This is a genomic window from Phenylobacterium sp. LjRoot219, from assembly GCF_964252995.1.
Classification (GTDB): domain Bacteria; phylum Pseudomonadota; class Alphaproteobacteria; order Caulobacterales; family Caulobacteraceae; genus Phenylobacterium.
This window is the reverse complement of the sequence record NZ_CAXUQI020000001.1, coordinates 1604575-1620435: the sequence shown is the minus strand read 5'-3', so window position 1 is coordinate 1620435 and position 15861 is coordinate 1604575. Positions and strand designations below refer to the sequence as shown.

17 protein-coding genes and 1 pseudogene are annotated in these 15861 nt (G+C 70.2%); 7 read left to right on the top strand and 11 right to left on the bottom strand.

The genetic code is table 11. The annotated features are described in order from the left end of the window. Positions 1–134: 134 nt before the first annotated feature. From ACSQ14_RS08020 to ACSQ14_RS07980, 9 genes are read right to left on the bottom strand one after another with little or no spacing between them, the layout of a single operon-like run. A complete protein-coding gene (locus ACSQ14_RS08020; RefSeq protein WP_436011457.1) occupies positions 135–530 on the bottom strand; it encodes a HesB/IscA family protein in 396 nt (131 codons plus the stop codon). 5 nt (positions 531–535) lie between these two features. Further along, positions 536–901, bottom strand: a complete 366-nt coding sequence (locus ACSQ14_RS08015) for an SUF system Fe-S cluster assembly protein (RefSeq protein WP_436011455.1) — start codon at positions 899–901, stop codon at positions 536–538. A 5-nt stretch (positions 902–906) separates the two neighbouring features. After that, positions 907–2121 carry a cysteine desulfurase gene (locus tag ACSQ14_RS08010; protein ID WP_436015383.1) on the bottom strand — a complete coding sequence of 405 codons (1215 nt, stop codon included), beginning with the start codon at positions 2119–2121 and terminating at the stop codon, positions 907–909. A 9-nt stretch (positions 2122–2130) separates the two neighbouring features. Then, a complete protein-coding gene (gene sufD / locus ACSQ14_RS08005) occupies positions 2131–3153 on the bottom strand; it encodes a Fe-S cluster assembly protein SufD (protein WP_436011453.1) in 1023 nt (340 codons plus the stop codon). After that, complete coding sequence (gene sufC / locus ACSQ14_RS08000; RefSeq protein WP_436011451.1) at positions 3150–3896, bottom strand: Fe-S cluster assembly ATPase SufC; 747 nt, start codon at positions 3894–3896, stop codon at positions 3150–3152. The genes sufD and sufC overlap by 4 nt, the downstream gene beginning before the upstream one ends. Before the next feature lie 12 nt (positions 3897–3908). After that, entirely contained in the window at positions 3909–4271 is a 363-nt protein-coding gene (locus ACSQ14_RS07995) for a hypothetical protein (RefSeq protein WP_436011449.1), read from the bottom strand. Continuing rightward, positions 4271–5740 carry a Fe-S cluster assembly protein SufB gene (gene sufB / locus ACSQ14_RS07990; protein WP_436011447.1) on the bottom strand — a complete coding sequence of 490 codons (1470 nt, stop codon included), beginning with the start codon at positions 5738–5740 and terminating at the stop codon, positions 4271–4273. The genes ACSQ14_RS07995 and sufB overlap by 1 nt, the downstream gene beginning before the upstream one ends. Positions 5741–5746: 6 nt before the next feature. After that, complete coding sequence (locus ACSQ14_RS07985; RefSeq protein ID WP_436011445.1) at positions 5747–6907, bottom strand: cysteine desulfurase family protein; 1161 nt, start codon at positions 6905–6907, stop codon at positions 5747–5749. Beyond that, a complete protein-coding gene (locus ACSQ14_RS07980) occupies positions 6904–7338 on the bottom strand; it encodes an Rrf2 family transcriptional regulator (protein WP_436011443.1) in 435 nt (144 codons plus the stop codon). The genes ACSQ14_RS07985 and ACSQ14_RS07980 overlap by 4 nt, the downstream gene beginning before the upstream one ends. Before the next feature lie 160 nt (positions 7339–7498). Here ACSQ14_RS07980 and ACSQ14_RS07975 point away from each other — a divergent pair, with 160 nt between their 5' ends. From ACSQ14_RS07975 to ACSQ14_RS07960, 4 genes and pseudogenes are all read left to right on the top strand, one after another. Further along, entirely contained in the window at positions 7499–8149 is a 651-nt protein-coding gene (locus ACSQ14_RS07975; protein ID WP_436011441.1) for an alpha/beta hydrolase, read from the top strand. A gap of 14 nt (positions 8150–8163) precedes the next feature. Next, positions 8164–8269, top strand: a pseudogene (locus ACSQ14_RS07970) (hypothetical protein); the annotation flags it as partial. A 6-nt stretch (positions 8270–8275) separates the two neighbouring features. Further along, positions 8276–8650, top strand: a complete 375-nt coding sequence (locus ACSQ14_RS07965; protein WP_436011439.1) for a YybH family protein — start codon at positions 8276–8278, stop codon at positions 8648–8650. A gap of 133 nt (positions 8651–8783) precedes the next feature. Then, positions 8784–9581: a TauD/TfdA dioxygenase family protein gene (locus tag ACSQ14_RS07960; protein ID WP_436011437.1), complete on the top strand. Its 798-nt coding sequence runs from the start codon at positions 8784–8786 to the stop codon at positions 9579–9581. A gap of 167 nt (positions 9582–9748) precedes the next feature. On the opposite strand, the gene ACSQ14_RS07955 is transcribed toward ACSQ14_RS07960, so the two are convergent. Next, positions 9749–10738: a M23 family metallopeptidase gene (locus tag ACSQ14_RS07955; RefSeq protein WP_436011435.1), complete on the bottom strand. Its 990-nt coding sequence runs from the start codon at positions 10736–10738 to the stop codon at positions 9749–9751. 100 nt (positions 10739–10838) lie between these two features. Between ACSQ14_RS07955 and ACSQ14_RS07950 the strand changes: the two genes are divergently transcribed. Beyond that, the gene (locus ACSQ14_RS07950) at positions 10839–11855 is read left to right on the top strand and encodes a mechanosensitive ion channel family protein (protein WP_436011433.1); all 1017 of its coding nucleotides are present in this window, start codon (positions 10839–10841) and stop codon (positions 11853–11855) included. Here ACSQ14_RS07950 and ACSQ14_RS07945 read toward each other — a convergent pair. Further along, positions 11852–12961 (bottom strand): anhydro-N-acetylmuramic acid kinase, encoded by a 1110-nt coding sequence (locus tag ACSQ14_RS07945; RefSeq protein WP_436011431.1) that lies wholly within the window; start codon positions 12959–12961, stop codon positions 11852–11854. The two genes, ACSQ14_RS07950 and ACSQ14_RS07945, sit on opposite strands and share 4 nt — an antisense overlap. A gap of 176 nt (positions 12962–13137) precedes the next feature. Here ACSQ14_RS07945 and tyrS point away from each other — a divergent pair, with 176 nt between their 5' ends. After that, a complete protein-coding gene (gene tyrS, locus ACSQ14_RS07940) occupies positions 13138–14460 on the top strand; it encodes a tyrosine--tRNA ligase (protein WP_436011429.1) in 1323 nt (440 codons plus the stop codon). Positions 14461–14494: 34 nt separating this feature from the next. After that, positions 14495–15835 carry a hypothetical protein gene (locus tag ACSQ14_RS07935; RefSeq protein WP_436011427.1) on the top strand — a complete coding sequence of 447 codons (1341 nt, stop codon included), beginning with the start codon at positions 14495–14497 and terminating at the stop codon, positions 15833–15835. Positions 15836–15861: the final 26 nt, after the last annotated feature.

Sequence of the window (15861 nt, the reverse complement as noted above, 5' to 3'; positions counted from 1 at the left end):
CTCCCCCTCAGGGGGGGGCCTGAAGGGCCGGAGGGGGTTTCTGCTCAGACGCCAATGAAGGCTGTTCCAACCTTCTGAGTTGAAACGCCCTCACCGCCTTCGGCGGAGCTCCCCCTGAGGGAGAGCATCTCGGCTCAGTCCGGCTTGGCCGGCTCGATGGTCACGCTCTCGCCGCAGCCGCAGGCGTCGGTCTCGTTGGGGTTCCTGAAAACGAACTTGGCCGAGAGCTTGGAGACCTCGTAGTCGATCTCGGTGCCGACCAGGAACAGCACCGCCTTGGGCTCGACCAGGATGGTGACGCCCTTGTCCTCGACCACCTCGTCCAGCGGTTCGGCGGCCTCGGCGTAGGCCAGCACATACTCCTGGCCGGCGCAGCCGCCGTTCTTCACGCCCACCCGCAGGCCGGCGTAAGGCTTTTCGGACTTGGCCATGATCTCGCGCACGCGCTCGGCGGCGCGCTCGGTGAGCGAGACGACCTTCGGCCGGGGACGGCGGGCGCGGGGCTGGGGGGTGAGCGAGAGTTCGGCCATTTCCGTCAGAACATGTTCAGTTGCAGCTTGGCCTCGTCGGACATCCGCGACGGGTCCCACGGCGGATCGAACACCAGCTCGACCGTCACCTTGTTGACCTCCGGGATCGTCCTGATCGCCTCTTCGACCCAGCCCGGCATTTCGCCGGCGACCGGGCAGCCCGGGGCGGTCAGGGTCATCTCGACCAGCACGTCGCGGTCGTCGGACACGTCGACCTTGTAGACCAGGCCCAGCTCATAAATGTCGACCGGGATTTCCGGGTCGTACACGGACTTGAGCTTCTCGATCAGCTGATCGGTCAGCTGGTCGAGCTCGGCCTGAGACAGGGCCGTCGCAGCCTTTTGGTCGTCGATGGGAGCGGCGTCATCCATGGGCATTACGAAAAGAAGGCCTGTGTCTTGGTCAGAGCTTCGACGAAGGCGTCAGCCTCCGCCTCGGTGTTATATAGGGCGAAGGAAGCCCGCGCGCTCGACGTCAGGCCGAAACGACGCATCAAGGGCTCGGCGCAGTGGGTGCCGGCGCGCACCGCCACCCCGTAGCGATCGAGGATCTGCGCCACGTCGTGGGCGTGCGCCCCCTCGACGATGAACGAGAAAATCGCGCCCTTGTCCGGGGCCTGGCCGAGTTCCTTCAGCCAGTTGGCGCCGGCGAGCCCCTCGCGGACCCGCTGGTAGAGCCTGTGTTCATGGCGGGCGACTTCGATGCGGTCGAACTGGCCGAGCCAGTCGATCGCCGCGCCCAGGCCGATCGCCTCGATGATCGCCGGCGTGCCGGCCTCGAAGCGGTGCGGCGGATCGGCGTAGGTCACCGTCTCCAGCGTCACCGTGCCGATCATCTCGCCGCCGCCCTGATAGGGGGGCAGGGCGGCCAGCCGCTCGGCCTTGCCGTAGAGCACGCCGATGCCGGTCGGGCCGTACAGCTTGTGGCCGGAGAAGACGTAGAAGTCGGCGTCGATCTCCTTCACGTCGACCGGCTTGTGGACGACGCCCTGGCAGCCGTCGATCAGCACCAGCGCGCCGGCCTCGTGGGCCATGCGGGTGATCTCGATCACCGGATTGATGGTGCCCAGCACGTTCGACATGTGGCTGACCGCGACCATCCGGGTCTTCGGGCCCAGCAGCCGCTGGAAGGCCGCCAGGTCGAGCTCGCCGTCGTCGCTGATCGGCACGTACTTCAGCACCACGCCCTTGCGCTCGCGCAGGAAGTGCCACGGCACGATGTTGGCGTGGTGCTCCATCTCGGTGAGCAGGATCTCGTCGCCTTCGACCAACGAGGCGCCGAACGACGAGGCCACCAGGTTGATCGCCTCGGTCGCGCCCTTGGTGAAGATGACCTCGCCTTCGGCGGCGCCGATGAAGCGGGCCACCTTCTGGCGCGCCGCCTCGTAGGCGTCGGTCGTCTCGTTGGCGAGCGTGTGCAGGCCACGGTGGACGTTGGCGTAGGAGTGCTCCATCGCCCGGGTCATGGCCTCGACCACCGCCCGCGGCTTCTGCGCGGACGCGGCGCTATCGAGATAGACCAGCGGCTTGCCGTTCACCTGGCGGCCCAGGATCGGGAAGTCGGCGCGGACGGCTTCGGCGTTGAAACTCATCTTACTCACTCAGCCCCTCAGCCGCGCGACCGCCCAGGCGCGAGCCGCCTCGCGGGCACCCTCGTGCTCGATGCGGTCGATCACCTCGCCGATGAAGGCTTCGGTCAGCATGGCGCGGGCCTCCGGCTCCGGCACCCCGCGCTGGCGGATGTAGAACAGCGCCTCGTCGTCGAGCGCACCGACCGTGTTGCCGTGCGCGCAGGAGACGTCGTCGGCGTAGATCTCCAGCTCCGGCTTGGCGTCGACCTCGGCCTGATCCGACAGCACCAGCGCATGGTGGCCCATCCGCGCCTCGGTATGGTCGGCGCCCTCGGCGACGACGATGCGGCCCTGGAAGACGCCGCGCGCCTGATCGCGCACCACGCCCTTGGTCAGTTGGTCGGTCTCGCCGTGCAGGCCGGCGTGGGTCACCGAGGTGGTGAGGTCGCCGTGACGCTTGTCGAACAGCAGATAGGCGCCGTCGAGCCGCAGCTTGGCGTAGCTGCCCGGATGACGCACCCGGGTCTCCAGCCGCTGGCGCCGCGCGCCGCTGGTCAGGGTGGTCTGCACGAACTCGGCCTGGGGCGCGAGCTCGACCGCGGCCTGGCTCACCGCCACGCCCTCGGCGTCGTCGGCGGCCAGTACGATGCGCTCCAGACGCGCGCCTTCGCCCAGGTCGATCGCCAGCGCGGTGTGGGCCAGGTAGTTGCCCTGCCCGCGGTAGCTCTCCAGCAGGGTCGCGCGCACGCCCGGCGCGACGACGATGCCGATGCTGGCGGCGTGCGAGCCGTCACCTTGGGACACCACGTCGAGGGCCACCACCGCATCGGCGGTGATCTCGATGCTCGCCTCGCCGCGGCCGTTGGCGATCTGCACGCTGCGCTGCGCCAGGGCCGCGAACGGCCCCTCGCCCGCCGCAGCGGCGCTCAGCGGCGCGGAGGCTTCGGGCACGGTGCGGATCAGGCCGCGCAGGTCGGTCCAGCGCCAGTCCTCGTCCCGGCGGCTGGGCAGCGCGTCGGCGTCGCGTGCGGCGATGGCGGTCGCCAGGTTCATGCGGCCCTCGCGTAGCGGTCGTAGCCTTCGCGCTCGAGCTCGAGCGCCAACTCCGGCCCGCCGGAGGCGACGATGCGGCCGGCGCTCAGCACGTGCACCCGGTCGGGTTTGATGTAGTCGAGCAGCCGCTGGTAGTGGGTGATCACCAGCATCGAACGGTCGGGGCTGCGCAGCGCGTTGACGCCTTCCGAGACGATCCGCAGCGCGTCGATGTCGAGGCCGGAGTCGGTCTCGTCGAGGATCAGCAGCCGCGGCTCGAGCACCGCCATCTGCAGGATCTCCATCCGCTTCTTCTCGCCGCCGGAGAAGCCGACGTTCAACGGCCGCTTCAGCATCTCGAAGTCCATCTTCAGAGACGCCGCCTTCTCCTTGATCAGCTTGAGGAATTGCGGGGCGGAGACCTCCGCCTCGCCGCGCGCCTTGCGCTGGGCGTTGAGCGCGGTGCGGATGAAGGTCAGGGCCGGAACGCCCGGAATTTCCAGTGGATATTGGAACGACAGGAACACCCCGCGCGCGCCGCGTTCGTTCGGCTCGAGCGCCAGCAGGTTCTCGCCGTCGAGCGTCGCCTGGCCGTTCGTCACCTCGTAGCCGGAGCGGCCGGTCAGCACGTAGGACAGCGTCGACTTGCCAGCGCCGTTCGGCCCCATGATGGCGTGCACCTCGCCGGTCGGAACCTCGAGGGACAGGCCCTTGAGGATTTCCGTTTCACCGACGGTGGCGTGGAGGTCTTGGATCTTCAGCATGGTCTTTAAGGTTCAATCCCGCTGGCGTGCGTATTGGATGAGGAGGTTGGCGATCGCCTCCTCGATGTCGGGGATGGACTTCACCGGAACGTCGATGATTTCCGGGTCGTCGTTCGCCTTGATCTCGTAGGTCATGTGGTAGTCGCCGGCCTGGTCCACCGCGACGCGGATGAAGATCGGGCCGGGGTCGATCTGCAGCTCGTCGCCGTTCAGCTCCACCTCGGCGAGGATGTGATCCAGCAACTGACGGTCGCCCATGATCTCGTGGAACAGCGCCTTCAGCCGCGCATAGGCCTCGTCGTGGGGCCGTCCGGCGGCCTCCTCGGCTTGCTTCTTGCGCTCCAGCTTCGAAAAATAGGCGTCTCGCAGCGCCATCAGCCCACGCTCCCCTCGAGTGAAATCGCCACCAGCTTCTGGGCCTCGACCGCGAACTCCATCGGCAGTTCCTGCAGCACGTCCTTGACGAAGCCGTTCACCAGCAGCTGCACCGCCTCTTCCTCCCCGAGGCCGCGCTGCATCACGTAGAACAGCTGGTCCTCGGAGAGGCGGGTGGTGGTGGCCTCGTGCTCGAACACCGCCTGGCCGTTGCGCGCCTCGACGTAGGGCACGGTGTGGGCCGCGCAGTGCTTGCCGATCAGCAGGCTGTCGCACTGGGTGAAGTTGCGCGCGCCCTTGGCCTTCGGGTGCGCCGAGACCAGCCCGCGGTAGGTGTTGGACGAACGCCCGGCGCTGATCCCCTTGGAGATAATCCGCGAGCGGGTGTTGCGCCCCAGATGGATCATCTTGGTGCCGGTGTCGGCCTGCTGGCGGCCGTTGGTGATGGCGATGGAGTAGAACTCGCCCGAGCTCCCCTCCCCGCGCAGCACGCACGACGGGTACTTCCAGGTGATCGCCGAACCGGTCTCGACCTGGGTCCAGGAGACTTTCGAGCGGTCGCCGCGGCAGTCGGCGCGCTTGGTGACGAAGTTGTAGATGCCGCCCTTGCCGGTCTCCGGATCGCCCGGGTACCAGTTCTGGACCGTCGAGTACTTGATCTCCGCGTCGTCCAGCGTGACCAGCTCGACCACCGCGGCGTGCAACTGGTTCTCGTCGCGCATCGGCGCGGTGCAGCCTTCCAGGTAGGAGACGTAAGCCCCCTTGTCGGCGATGATCAGGGTGCGTTCGAACTGGCCGGAATTCTCCGCATTGATGCGGAAATAGGTCGACAGCTCCATCGGGCAGCGCACGCCCGGCGGCACATAGACGAAGCTGCCGTCGGAGAAGACCGCGGCGTTCAGGCAGGCGTAGTAGTTGTCGCTGACCGGCACCACGGTGCCGAGGTACTGCTTCACCAACTCCGGATGCTCGCGGATCGCCTCGCTCATCGAGCAGAAGATCACCCCGGCCTCGGCCAGCTCCTTCTTGAAGGTGGTGACCACCGAGACGCTGTCGAACACCGCGTCGACGGCGTAGCGCGGCGCGCCCTCGACGCCGGCCAGCACTTCCTGCTCACGCAGCGGAATGCCGAGCTTCTTGTAGGTCTCCAGCAGCTCCGGATCGACCTCGTCGAGGCTCTTCGGCCCCTCCTTCTGCTTCGGCGCCGCGTAGTAGTGGGCGTCCTGGTAGTCGATGCGCGGGAAATAGACCTTGGCCCACGACGGCTCCTCCATCGCCAGCCAGCGACGGAACGCGTCCAGGCGCCACTCGAGCATCCACTCGGGCTCGTCCTTCTTCGCCGAGATGAAGCGGACGATGTCCTCGTTCAGCCCCTTCGGCGCGAACTCCTGGTCGATCTCGGTGACGAAGCCATGCTTGTACTTCTCGAGATTCTCGACGTGTTCGACGGTCTGTTGGACAGCGGCCATCTGACTTCAAACTCCTGCGGCGGCAGCGGGCGCGCGACGACGAGCCGCGCGCCGCTCATGCGCGGCCAACCAGGCTTCGGCAAGCCTGTTCCAGTCTTCTTCACAACTCGCCCAGCCGCCTGAGACGCGGATCGCACAGTCGGCGAGCGCGCCGTGGCCCATCGCGGCCAGGACGTGGCTGGGCTTCACCTTGCCCGACGAGCAGGCCGAGCCGGCGCTGACCATCAGGCCTTCCAGATCGAGCGCCATGACCTGCAGCTCGGACGGCGCGCCGGCTTCGCCGACGCACAGGGTGTTGGGAACCCGCGGCGCGCCCTCGCCCAGCACGACCGCGCCTGCGGCCTTCAGCCGCTGGGCGGCGGCGTCACGCCAGGCGGCCTGGGCGGCGAGGGCCTCCAGGCCTTCGAGCGCCGCCTTCGCAGCTGCGCCGAAGCCACTGATTCCCGGAACATTTTCGGTTCCGGCGCGACGACCGCGCTCCTGCCCGCCGCCGTGCAGCCGGCGCGCCAGGGTCGCCCGCGGTCCGAAGGTCAGCGCGCCGACGCCCTGCGGGCCGCCGAGCTTGTGCGCCGAGACCGACAGGGTGTCGGCGCCGAGACCGCGACTGTCGACGGGGATCTTGCCGGCCGCCTGGATGGCGTCGACATGCAGCCAGCCATCGGCCGCGCGGACCAGTTCGGCGGCCTGCGCCACCGGCTGGATCACGCCGGTCTCGTTGTTGGCCAGCATCAGCGCCACGAACGGCCGGCCGTCGGCCGCGTCCCAGGCGGACAGCCGCGCAGCCAGCCAGCCGAGATCGACGACGCCATCCGCGTCCACCGGGGCCCGCTCGACGTCGACGCCGGAGGCCTTGGCGGTCTCCAGCACGCTGTCGTGCTCGATCGCCGAGACGATCAGCCGGCGCGCGCCGGCCGCCACGGCGCTGTCGATCGCCAGGGCGTTGGCTTCGGTGCCGCCGGAGGTGAAGATCACGGTCGAGGCCGGCGCGGCGATCAGCGCCGCCACTTCGGCGCGGGCCTGCTCGACGCGGGCGTGCGCGGCGCGGCCGGCGGCGTGCACCGACGACGGATTGCCGCCCGCCAGCAGCGCCTCGGCGACCGCCGCGGCCGCCTCCGGCCGCACCGGAGCGGTGGCGTTATAGTCAAGATAGATGGCGGACCGGGTCATGCCGCCTGCCTGCCGGCCGACAGCCGGCCATGGATCACGTCGGCCAGGCTGACCGAGGCCAGGTAGGACTCGATGTGCTGGCCGAGGTCCTCCCACAGATCGTGCGTCAGGCAGCGCTCGCCCTTGGTCATGCAGCCCTTGGATTGGGCGCAGCGGGTGGCGCGCAGCGGCTCGTCGACCGCGTGCACGATGTCGGAGATCTTGGTGTCCTCGGCGCTCCTGGCCAGGCGATAGCCGCCGCCGGGGCCGCGCGCGCTCTCCACCAGCCCCTCGCGGCGGAGCCGGGCGAACAGCTGCTCGAGATAGGAGAGCGAGATCTCCTGACGGTGGGCGATTTCCGCCAGCGCGGTGGCGCGCTGAGCGCCGCCCTCCGACCGCGCGAGGTCGGCCATCGCCATCACAGCGTAGCGTCCTTTGGTAGAGAGCCGCATGGCCTTGACACCCAATGCAGTTTTCCCGCGCATCACGGACGGGCTGTGCTAAAAGCCGCCGCCTTGCGCGGGGCGACACGACCGGTCATGGCCGGACGTGAGCGACTTAGGAAGACCGAGCGCAGCAGTCAAGTATTCGAGGTTCGGGAGAGGGATCTGAATGCCAGAGGTGGTGCTGACCGGTGCGGCCGGCCGGATCGAAGGCCGCTATACCCAGGGCAAGAGCGAGACGGCTCCCGTCGCGCTGATCCTGCACCCGCACCCGAAGGCGGGCGGCCAGATGAACAATCCGGCCACGGTGCAGCTCTATCACCTGTTCATGAAGCGCGGCTTCTCGGTCCTGCGGTTCAATTTCCGCGGCGTCGGCCGCAGCCAGGGCGAATTCGACAGCGGCATCGGCGAACTGGCGGACGCCGCCACGGCGCTCGACTGGCTGCAGTCCACCAACCCGGCGGCCTCGCAGTGCTGGGTGGCGGGCTACTCGTTCGGCGCCTGGGTCGGCATGCAGCTCTTGATGCGCCGGCCTGAGACCGACGGCTTCATCTCCGTCTCGCCGCCGACCAACGCCTACGACTTCTCCTTCCTCGCGCCCTGCCCGGCGTCGGGCCTGATCCTGCACGGCAGCGCCGACACCGTGGTGCCGCCGGCGGACGTCGAGAAGGTGGTCTCCAAGCTGCGCACCCAGAAGGGCATCGTCATCGACTACGAGGTCGTCGATGGCGCCAACCACTTCTGGGCCGAGAACATGCCCGACCTCGAGCGGCACGTCGGCTCCTACCTCGACAAGCGCCTGGCGGCGAACCCGGCGTAAAAGCCCATCCCCGTCATCCCGGCCGAAGCGAAGCGGAGAGCCGGGACCCAGGGGGTTCTGCAGTGCGGCGGCCCCTGGGTCCCGGATCGGCCTGCGGCCGTCCGGGATGACAGAGGTTGAGTGTCCATGACCACGCCTGAAGACGCGATCCGCGCGCGGCGGCGGCTGACCAACAAGCTGATCGCCGCCCACGAGGCGACGCGCCTGAAGCCCTTCTTCGCCACCGATGTGCGGCTGATCGTCGGCGACGGGGGCCTGGTCCTCGGCGCGGATGCGGTGGTCGAGGCCTTCGCCGGCCAGTTCGCCGACCCGGACTTCGTCACCTACGTGCGCACCACCGAGCAGGTGGAGCTCGACGCCGCCGGCCTGCGCGCGGCGGAGCACGGCCGCTGGGTCGCCGACTGGAAGGGCTCGGAAATGGCCGGGAGTTACCTCGCGGTCTGGCGCAAGGCGCGCGGCCAATGGGTGATCGAAAGCGAACTCTACGTCACGCTGAGCTGACCGCGCCGCCGATTGCCTGCGCAAGCATCGCAGCGGCGGAAAACGCCCTGCGAATGGACGCCCGCCCCCCTACCGGCGCGCGGGTCGAGCCATCACGTGTTAGCCTCGCGCCAAAAGAACGTGTGAGGCGAGGATGAACGACTGGACCTGCGAAGACGGCCTGAAATGGCGGCCGCTGTCGCCGTTCGGCGTCGAAATCGACCACGACCTGGCTGAGCCCCTGACCGGCGCCACCAAGGAGCGCTTCTACGCCCTGCTCAGCCGGCACGGCTACGTGCTCGCCCGCGGCCAGGCGCTGACCATGGATCAGCAGACGGCGCTGATGCAGCGGATCGGCCCGATCATCCGGCGGCCGCAGGAGAACGGCTACATCTCCACCGACGTCGGCGTCCCGTCGTCGCGCACCGAGCTCAGCTTCCACGCCGACGCCGCCTACACCGACGCGCCGTTCGCGGCGATCTCCCTGCATGCGGTCGACGTGGTGGACGACGCCTCGGGCACGCGTTTCGTCAGCGCCGAGCGCGGCTACGCCACCATGCCGCCCGACCTGCGCGCGCGGCTCGACGGAACCTGCGCCGAGATGATCTCGCCGACCCTGGAAGGCGTCGGCGTCCGCGCCTGCGACCAGCGCGAGCCCGGGGCCACCGAACGCGCCAAGCATCCGGCCGTGCGGGTCAATCCGCGCACCGGCCGCCCCTGCATCGGCGTCAGCGAGATGCACACCGCGCGGCTGTGCGGCATGGGCTGGGACGAGAGCCGCGCGCTGCTGGGCGCCGTCTATGACCACCTCTACGCGCCCGGCAACCACACCGAGCACCTGTGGCGGCGCGGCGACATCGTCATCTGGGACAACCTCACCCTGCAGCACGCCCGCGGCTCGCTGGACAACGCCGGCCGGCGGGTGCTGCAGCGGGTCGTGGCGGGGGCTTAGGGGAAACGCCCCCTCCGTCTCCCGCCTTCGGCGGGATCCACCTCCCCCGCTACGCGGTGGAGGATCTGAGCGCCAAGATGCTCCACCGCGGAGCGGGGGAGCTGTCAGCGAAGCTGGCTGAGGGGGCGTTCACCGCATATCGACATCACCGCCGTCGGGAAGACGGCTCACAGCGTCATCTCGACCCGCCGGACCAGGGCCGGCTTACCGCCGCGCAGGACCTTCAACTCGGCGACGTATTTGCCGGCGGGCCAGCCGCCCGGCGGCGGCTTGCGCTGCAGGCTGGCGAAGAACTGCGACTTGTCGCGGTCGAGCGGCGGCAGGCGCTGGGGCGGGCGCTCGCGGCCGCTGGGATCGCGCAGCGCCATCTCGATCACGTCGCCCTTCTGCGGGCCGATCACCAGCATGTAGACGGCGATCACCGGCGAGTTGCGGGTCGCCGGCGGGACCCGGCCGTCCTCGACCTCCAGGTAGCTCACCGGCGCGCCGGCGAAACCGGCGTTGAAGATCACCCCGGCCTTGTAGGCCAGCGCCTTGGCCGCCTGCGGTGTCCACATCGCGCCCTTCGCCGCGCAGGCGTTCGCCGGCCCGGCCGGCGCGAACGGATCCACCACTTGGCCGGCGTGGCGCACGGTCATGTGCACGTGCGGGTATTCTGTGTCGCCGGACAGGCCGACCCGGCCGATCGGGGTCCCGGCCTTGACCTCATCGCCCGGCTTCACCCGCACGCTGCCCCGGGCCATGTGGCAGTACTGGGTCTCCCAGCCGTCGCCGTGGTCGATCACCACGCCGTTGCCGCACTCCGTGCCCCTGACGCTGGGCGCGTCCGGGGCGCGCACCGAGATGTCGGCCACCCCGTCGCGCACCCGCGCCACCCGGCCTGGCGCGGCCGCCAGCACGTCGACGCCGCGGCGCTGGGCGGCCATGTCCGGCACCCGGATGTCAATGCCGCTGTGCTTGTCGTAGGTGCGCCCGCCGCAGCGGTAGTCGCGCGCCTCCGGCCCGGGATCGCGATCGACATAGTGCTGCACCTCGCAGGTGCGGCCGACCTCGCAAGCGATCGGCACGGACAACCGCGGCCCCTCGCCGGCCGCGCGGGGCGCCTGCGGCGCGCACGCGGCGACGGCGACGACGGAGGCTAGGACGCGCAGACGCATGGGCAGGGCTCTCCTCGAGGCGGCTAGATGAGCCTAGCCGGATGGCGCGCCTGTGGCGTCCGGAACGCGATGCGGGGCGGTTACGTTCGCTCTGCCGCCAATGCCAGAGCTGCCCGACCTTCGAGGCTTCGTCCTCTTCGTCATCGGCCGCACCCCAGTCACCCTGGGCGGGGTGCTGGCGGGCTTCGCGGTGGCGCTGGTCGGATTCGCCCTCGCCCGCCTCGCCGGAATCGCGCTGCGACGCCTGCGGACCCGGGCGCGGCACGGCCGCGAGGCGCTCTACATCGTCGAGAAGGTGATCACCTACGGCCTAGCGATCCTGGCGGTGATCGCCGGCCTGTCGACCCTGGGGCTAAACCTCTCGTCGCTGGCGGTGTTCGCCGGCGCGCTCGGCGTCGGCTTGGGGCTCGGCCTGCAGGGGGTGGTGAAGGAGTTCGTCTCCGGCCTGCTGCTGATCTTCGACCGGGTGCTGAACGTCGGCGACTATGTCGAGCTGGCCGACGGCAAGCGCGGCCTGATCCAGGAGATCGGCCCGCGCGCGGTGCACATCCGCACCAACGACAACATCGACCTGATCGTCCCGAATTCGGCGTTCACCGCCGGGCCGGTGATCAACTGGACGCTGCACAACCGAACCAGCCGGATCCACATCCCCTTCACCGTCGCCACCGACAGCGACCGGCGGAGAGTGCGCGAGGTGGTGGTGGCCGCAGCCCGCGGCGTGCCCTTCACCCTGCCCGAGAGCGACAGCCACAAGACCCAGGTCTGGCTGACCGGCCTCGGCGGCGACGGGCTGCGGTTCGAGCTGGTGGTGTGGCCGACCCTGGAGGCGGTGAAGCGCCCCGCCGCCATGTCCGCGGCCTACACCTGGGCGATCGCCGACGCCCTCGACGCGGCGGGGATCGAAGTGCCCTACCCGCAACGCGAGCTGCGGGTGCGCAGCATCTTCGGCCAGGAGGGCGACGAGGCGCTGGCCGCCCTCGACCTGCAGCCGCGGGCGGCCAAGGCGCATCCGGCCGAGCCCGCCGGAGCCGACAACGACGCGGCCGAAGAGCTGTCGCGGCCGTTCGCCGACCCGGAGCCCGACGAGCCGGAGGATCACGCCCGGAAGGTCTAGTCCGGCCGGACGATCCGCCCGCCGCCCATCGCCTTGGAGACCGCCGTGGTTTTCGGGAACGAGATCGGCAGGCCGCGCGCGGTGCGCGCCGCCAGATAGGCGAAGGCCTCGGCCTCGATCGCGTCGCCGCGCCAGCCGTGGGCGTCGGCGTCGCTGACCCGGCACGGCAGCCGTTCCGCCAGCGCGCGCATGATCTGCGGGTTGCGCCGCCCGCCCCCGGCGACGATCACCTCGCCCGGCGTCTCGCCCATCAGCACGAAGGCCAGGCGCACCGCCTCGGCGGTGAAGGCCACCAGGGTCGCGGCGGCGTCCTCCAGCGACAGCTGCGCCAGCGGCACCAGCGAGAAGTCGTAGCGGTCCAGCGACTTGGGCGCCGGCGCCTGGAAATAGGGGTGCGCGAGAAGATCCCGCAGCACCGACGCGTCGGCCCGGCCGGCGGCGGCCAGCCGGCCGTCCTCGTCGAAGCGCAGGTCGCTGCGCGCCTGCACCAGGAGGTCGATCATGCCGTTGCCCGGCCCGGTGTCGAAGGCGGCGATCTCGCCGTCCGCGCCGATGAAGGTGATGTTGGCCACGCCGCCGACGTTCAGCACCGCGAGCGGCGGCTCCAGCCCCGAAGCCCGCGCCCGGGCCAAGTGGTAGATCGGCGCCAGCGGCGCCCCTTCGCCGCCGGCGGCGACGTCGGCGGTGCGGAAGTCGAAGGCCACCCGCACGCCGGTCTTGCGCGCCAACAGGCCTGCGTCGCCGAGTTGCACCGTGCGGCCCGCCACGCCGGCCTTCGGCCGCTCGTGCAGCACCGTCTGGCCGTGCATGCCGATCAGGTCGATGTCGGCCCAGGTGAGACCGTTGGCGGCGAGGAATTCCTCGGCGGCGGCGAAATGCTCTTCCGCCCCAGCGCGGGCGGCCTCGTCGAACACCGCCGGCGCCGGCGCGCCGCGCGGCCACTGCAGCGCCGCGTGGGTCGCCGCCAGCATGACCGCGCGGGTGGCGTCGGTCAGCCTGCGCTCGCCGGCGGGCCCGAAGGCCTGGATGGTTTCACCGTCGGTCTCCAGCACCGCCATGTCGACGGCGTCGAGCGAGGTGCCAGTCATGAAGCCAAGGACACGCATGTTGGTTGACTGCCATGCGTCGCCGGACCTAGCTAGCCGGATGTTCGGCAAGACCGCCCTCACCGGCCGCTATTACCGCCCGCTGATCTAGCGGGCCGCCGAACACGCGCCCGCCTCCCGGCCGGCGCCCTCCTGAACCCATCACGCCGGCCTCCTCAATCGACAGGAGCCCCGCCATGTCCCTCGAAAACGCCTCGCCGCCCGTGCTAGACGCCGGGCGCCGAAATTCCGAGAGCCCCCAGATGTCCGACGCGCCCTTCAAGTCCGAATTCCTCAAGACCCTCCAGACGCGCGGCTACATCCACCAGGTCAGCCATCCGGAAGAGCTGGACGCCGCGGCCACGGCCGGCCCGATCAGCGCCTACATCGGCTTCGACGCGACCGCGCCGTCGCTGCACGTCGGCAGCCTGATCCAGATCATGATGCTGCGCCGGCTGCAGCAGGCCGGCCACAAGCCGGTGGTCCTGATGGGCGGCGGCACGACCAAGGTCGGCGACCCGACCGGCAAGGACGAGAGCCGCAAGATGCTGACCGACGCCGACATCGCGGCGAACATGGCCGGCATCCGCACCGTCTTCGAGAAGTTCCTGACCTTCGGCGACGGCCCCACCGATGCGGTGATGGTCAACAACGACGACTGGTTGTCGAAGCTCGGCTACGTCGAGTTCCTGCGCGAGTACGGCCCGCACTTCACGATCAACCGCATGCTGACCTTCGACTCGGTCAAGCTGCGGCTCGAGCGCGAGCAGCCGATGACCTTCCTCGAGTTCAACTACATGCTGATGCAGGCCACCGACTTCCTGCACCTGCACCGCAACATGGGCGTCCAGCTGCAGATGGGCGGCTCGGACCAGTGGGGCAACATCATCAACGGCATGGAGCTGGTCCGGCGGATGGACCAGAAGGCGGCGTTCGCGCTGACCACGCCGCTGTTGACCACCTCCTCCGGCGCCAAGATGGGCAAGACCGCGTCGGGCGCGGTCTGGCTGAACGCCGACATGCTCAGCCCCTACGACTACTGGCAGTTCTGGCGGAACACCGAGGACGCTGACGTCGGCCGGTTCCTGCGGCTGTTCACCGACCTGCCGCTGGATCAGGTCGCGGTGCTGGAGTCGCTGCCGGGCGCGGAGATCAACGAGGCCAAGAAGGTGCTGGCCAACGAGGCCACCCGCCTGCTGCACGGCCAGGACGCCGCCGACTCCGCCGCCCAGGCCGCCCTGGCGGCCTTCGAGCAGGGCAAGCTGTCCGCCGACCTGCCGACCCACGAAACGCCGCGCGCGGATCTCGAGGCCGGGATCGTGCTGGCGGCGCTGGCGACCGACGCCGGTCTCGCCGGCTCGCGCGGCGAGGCGCGGCGGCTGGCCCAGGGCGGCGGCCTGCGGGTCAACGACAAGGCCGAACCGGACGCCAACCGCACGGTCACCACCGCCGATCTGGTCGACGGGGTGATCAAGCTGGCGGCGGGCAAGAAGAAGATCGTTCTGATCAAGCCAGTGTAGGCTTCTTCCGACATCCGATTCGGGGGACGCCAGCATGGGTAAGACGGCGCGCGCGCAGGGCCCGGCCCTTCCACCCTGGCTGCGCGGTCTGACCTTGGCGCTCCTGGCGCTATACCTCGCGCTGTCGGCCTATGTGCTGTGGCGCGCGGCGGTGCTGACGCCCTACTCGGACGAGATCGACTGGATCCAGCGCTGGAGCGATTTCCAGGCGCTCGGCGGCAGCTGGGCGCACTATCTGCTGACGCCGATCAACTTCCACCGCATGCCGCTGACCTTCGGGCTGCTGGCATTCGACCTGCAGACGCTCGGCGGGACCAACCTTCCGCTGATCGCCTCGGGCGCGCTGGCCGTCGGCGGCATGGCCTGGCTGCTGGCGCGCGAGGCCGGCAAGGCCGCGCCGCCGCCGCTCGCCCTGCCGGCTGCGACCCTGGCGGCCATGCTGGCGCTGATGGCTGGCAACCTGCTCGACGCCGCCACGCCGATTTGCGTCAACTACACCCACGGCGTGGTCTTCGCGGTGCTGGCGATGATCCTCGCCGAAGGCGGCGAGCGTCGCGGCCTGACCCCGCGCCGCGTCTTGGCGCTGATCGTCGCCATGCTCGCCGGCCTGGGCGACGCCGTGGCCCTCGCCGTCTGGCCGGTGCTGGCGTTCAACGCCCTGCGTCGCCGCGACTGGCTGTGGCTGACGGCGCTGCTGGCGGCCGGCGCGGCCTTCCTCGTCCCCTACGCCTCCGGCCAGGGCGGCGACGCGCGCACCAGCACCGCCGGCGCGCTCGCCGACCCGCTCGGCGCGCTGCGGCTGGCGCTGAACTACCTGATGCTGCCCTGGACCCGGCTGAACCTCGGCTTCGCCTGGATCGGCGGCCTGGTCGTCGCCACCCTCGGCCTCGCCGCCGTCGCCCACGGCAGCCGCCGCGACGCGCCCCGGGCCGAACGCGTCGCCGCCAGCTTCATCTTCTTCACCCTCGGCACCGCGGCCATGGCCGGGCTCGGGCGCTACGGGCTTCCCGACGCGCTGAACGTGCCGCTGCGCTACGGCGTGCTGGTCGCCCCGCTGCACGTCGGCTTCCTGATCTTCGCCCTGCCCTACGCCGGCGTGCTGTGGCGCGCGAACCGCACCGCAGCCCAGGCTCTCATCGCCGCCGCCCTGCTGCTCGCCACGGCCCAGAACGGGGTGATGGCGCTGAAGGTGATCCGCGCCAGCGACGTGGTGCGCACCGCCATCGTTGACTTCAAGGCCGGGGTGCGGACGCCGGAGATGCTGACCTTCATCCACCCCAATCAGGCCTACGCCGCGGGGGTGTACGGCTGGCTCGCCGAGCACGGCTACTTTCAGCGCGAGCTGCACTTGAAGCGGCTGGCGCCGGCGCGTTAAGCCCGAGGCCAACCCAAGGGAGACTG

Bases quoted from the DNA above. Each gene is read 5' to 3' on its own strand.
- ACSQ14_RS08020 (WP_436011457.1), bottom strand. From the start codon at position 530: ATGGCCGAACTCTCGCTCACCCCCCAGCCCCGCGCCCGCCGTCCCCGG.
- ACSQ14_RS08015 (WP_436011455.1), bottom strand. From the start codon at position 901: ATGGATGACGCCGCTCCCATCGACGACCAAAAGGCTGCGACGGCCCTG.
- ACSQ14_RS08010 (WP_436015383.1), bottom strand. From the start codon at position 2,121: ATGAGTTTCAACGCCGAAGCCGTCCGCGCCGACTTCCCGATCCTGGGC.
- sufD (WP_436011453.1), bottom strand. From the start codon at position 3,153: ATGAACCTGGCGACCGCCATCGCCGCACGCGACGCCGACGCGCTGCCC.
- sufC (WP_436011451.1), bottom strand. From the start codon at position 3,896: ATGCTGAAGATCCAAGACCTCCACGCCACCGTCGGTGAAACGGAAATC.
- ACSQ14_RS07995 (WP_436011449.1), bottom strand. From the start codon at position 4,271: ATGGCGCTGCGAGACGCCTATTTTTCGAAGCTGGAGCGCAAGAAGCAA.
- sufB (WP_436011447.1), bottom strand. From the start codon at position 5,740: ATGGCCGCTGTCCAACAGACCGTCGAACACGTCGAGAATCTCGAGAAG.
- ACSQ14_RS07985 (WP_436011445.1), bottom strand. From the start codon at position 6,907: ATGACCCGGTCCGCCATCTATCTTGACTATAACGCCACCGCTCCGGTG.
- ACSQ14_RS07980 (WP_436011443.1), bottom strand. From the start codon at position 7,338: ATGCGGCTCTCTACCAAAGGACGCTACGCTGTGATGGCGATGGCCGAC.
- ACSQ14_RS07975 (WP_436011441.1), top strand. From the start codon at position 7,499: ATGCCAGAGGTGGTGCTGACCGGTGCGGCCGGCCGGATCGAAGGCCGC.
- ACSQ14_RS07965 (WP_436011439.1), top strand. From the start codon at position 8,276: ATGACCACGCCTGAAGACGCGATCCGCGCGCGGCGGCGGCTGACCAAC.
- ACSQ14_RS07960 (WP_436011437.1), top strand. From the start codon at position 8,784: ATGAACGACTGGACCTGCGAAGACGGCCTGAAATGGCGGCCGCTGTCG.
- ACSQ14_RS07955 (WP_436011435.1), bottom strand. From the start codon at position 10,738: ATGCGTCTGCGCGTCCTAGCCTCCGTCGTCGCCGTCGCCGCGTGCGCG.
- ACSQ14_RS07950 (WP_436011433.1), top strand. From the start codon at position 10,839: ATGCCAGAGCTGCCCGACCTTCGAGGCTTCGTCCTCTTCGTCATCGGC.
- ACSQ14_RS07945 (WP_436011431.1), bottom strand. From the start codon at position 12,961: ATGCGTGTCCTTGGCTTCATGACTGGCACCTCGCTCGACGCCGTCGAC.
- tyrS (WP_436011429.1), top strand. From the start codon at position 13,138: ATGTCCCTCGAAAACGCCTCGCCGCCCGTGCTAGACGCCGGGCGCCGA.
- ACSQ14_RS07935 (WP_436011427.1), top strand. From the start codon at position 14,495: ATGGGTAAGACGGCGCGCGCGCAGGGCCCGGCCCTTCCACCCTGGCTG.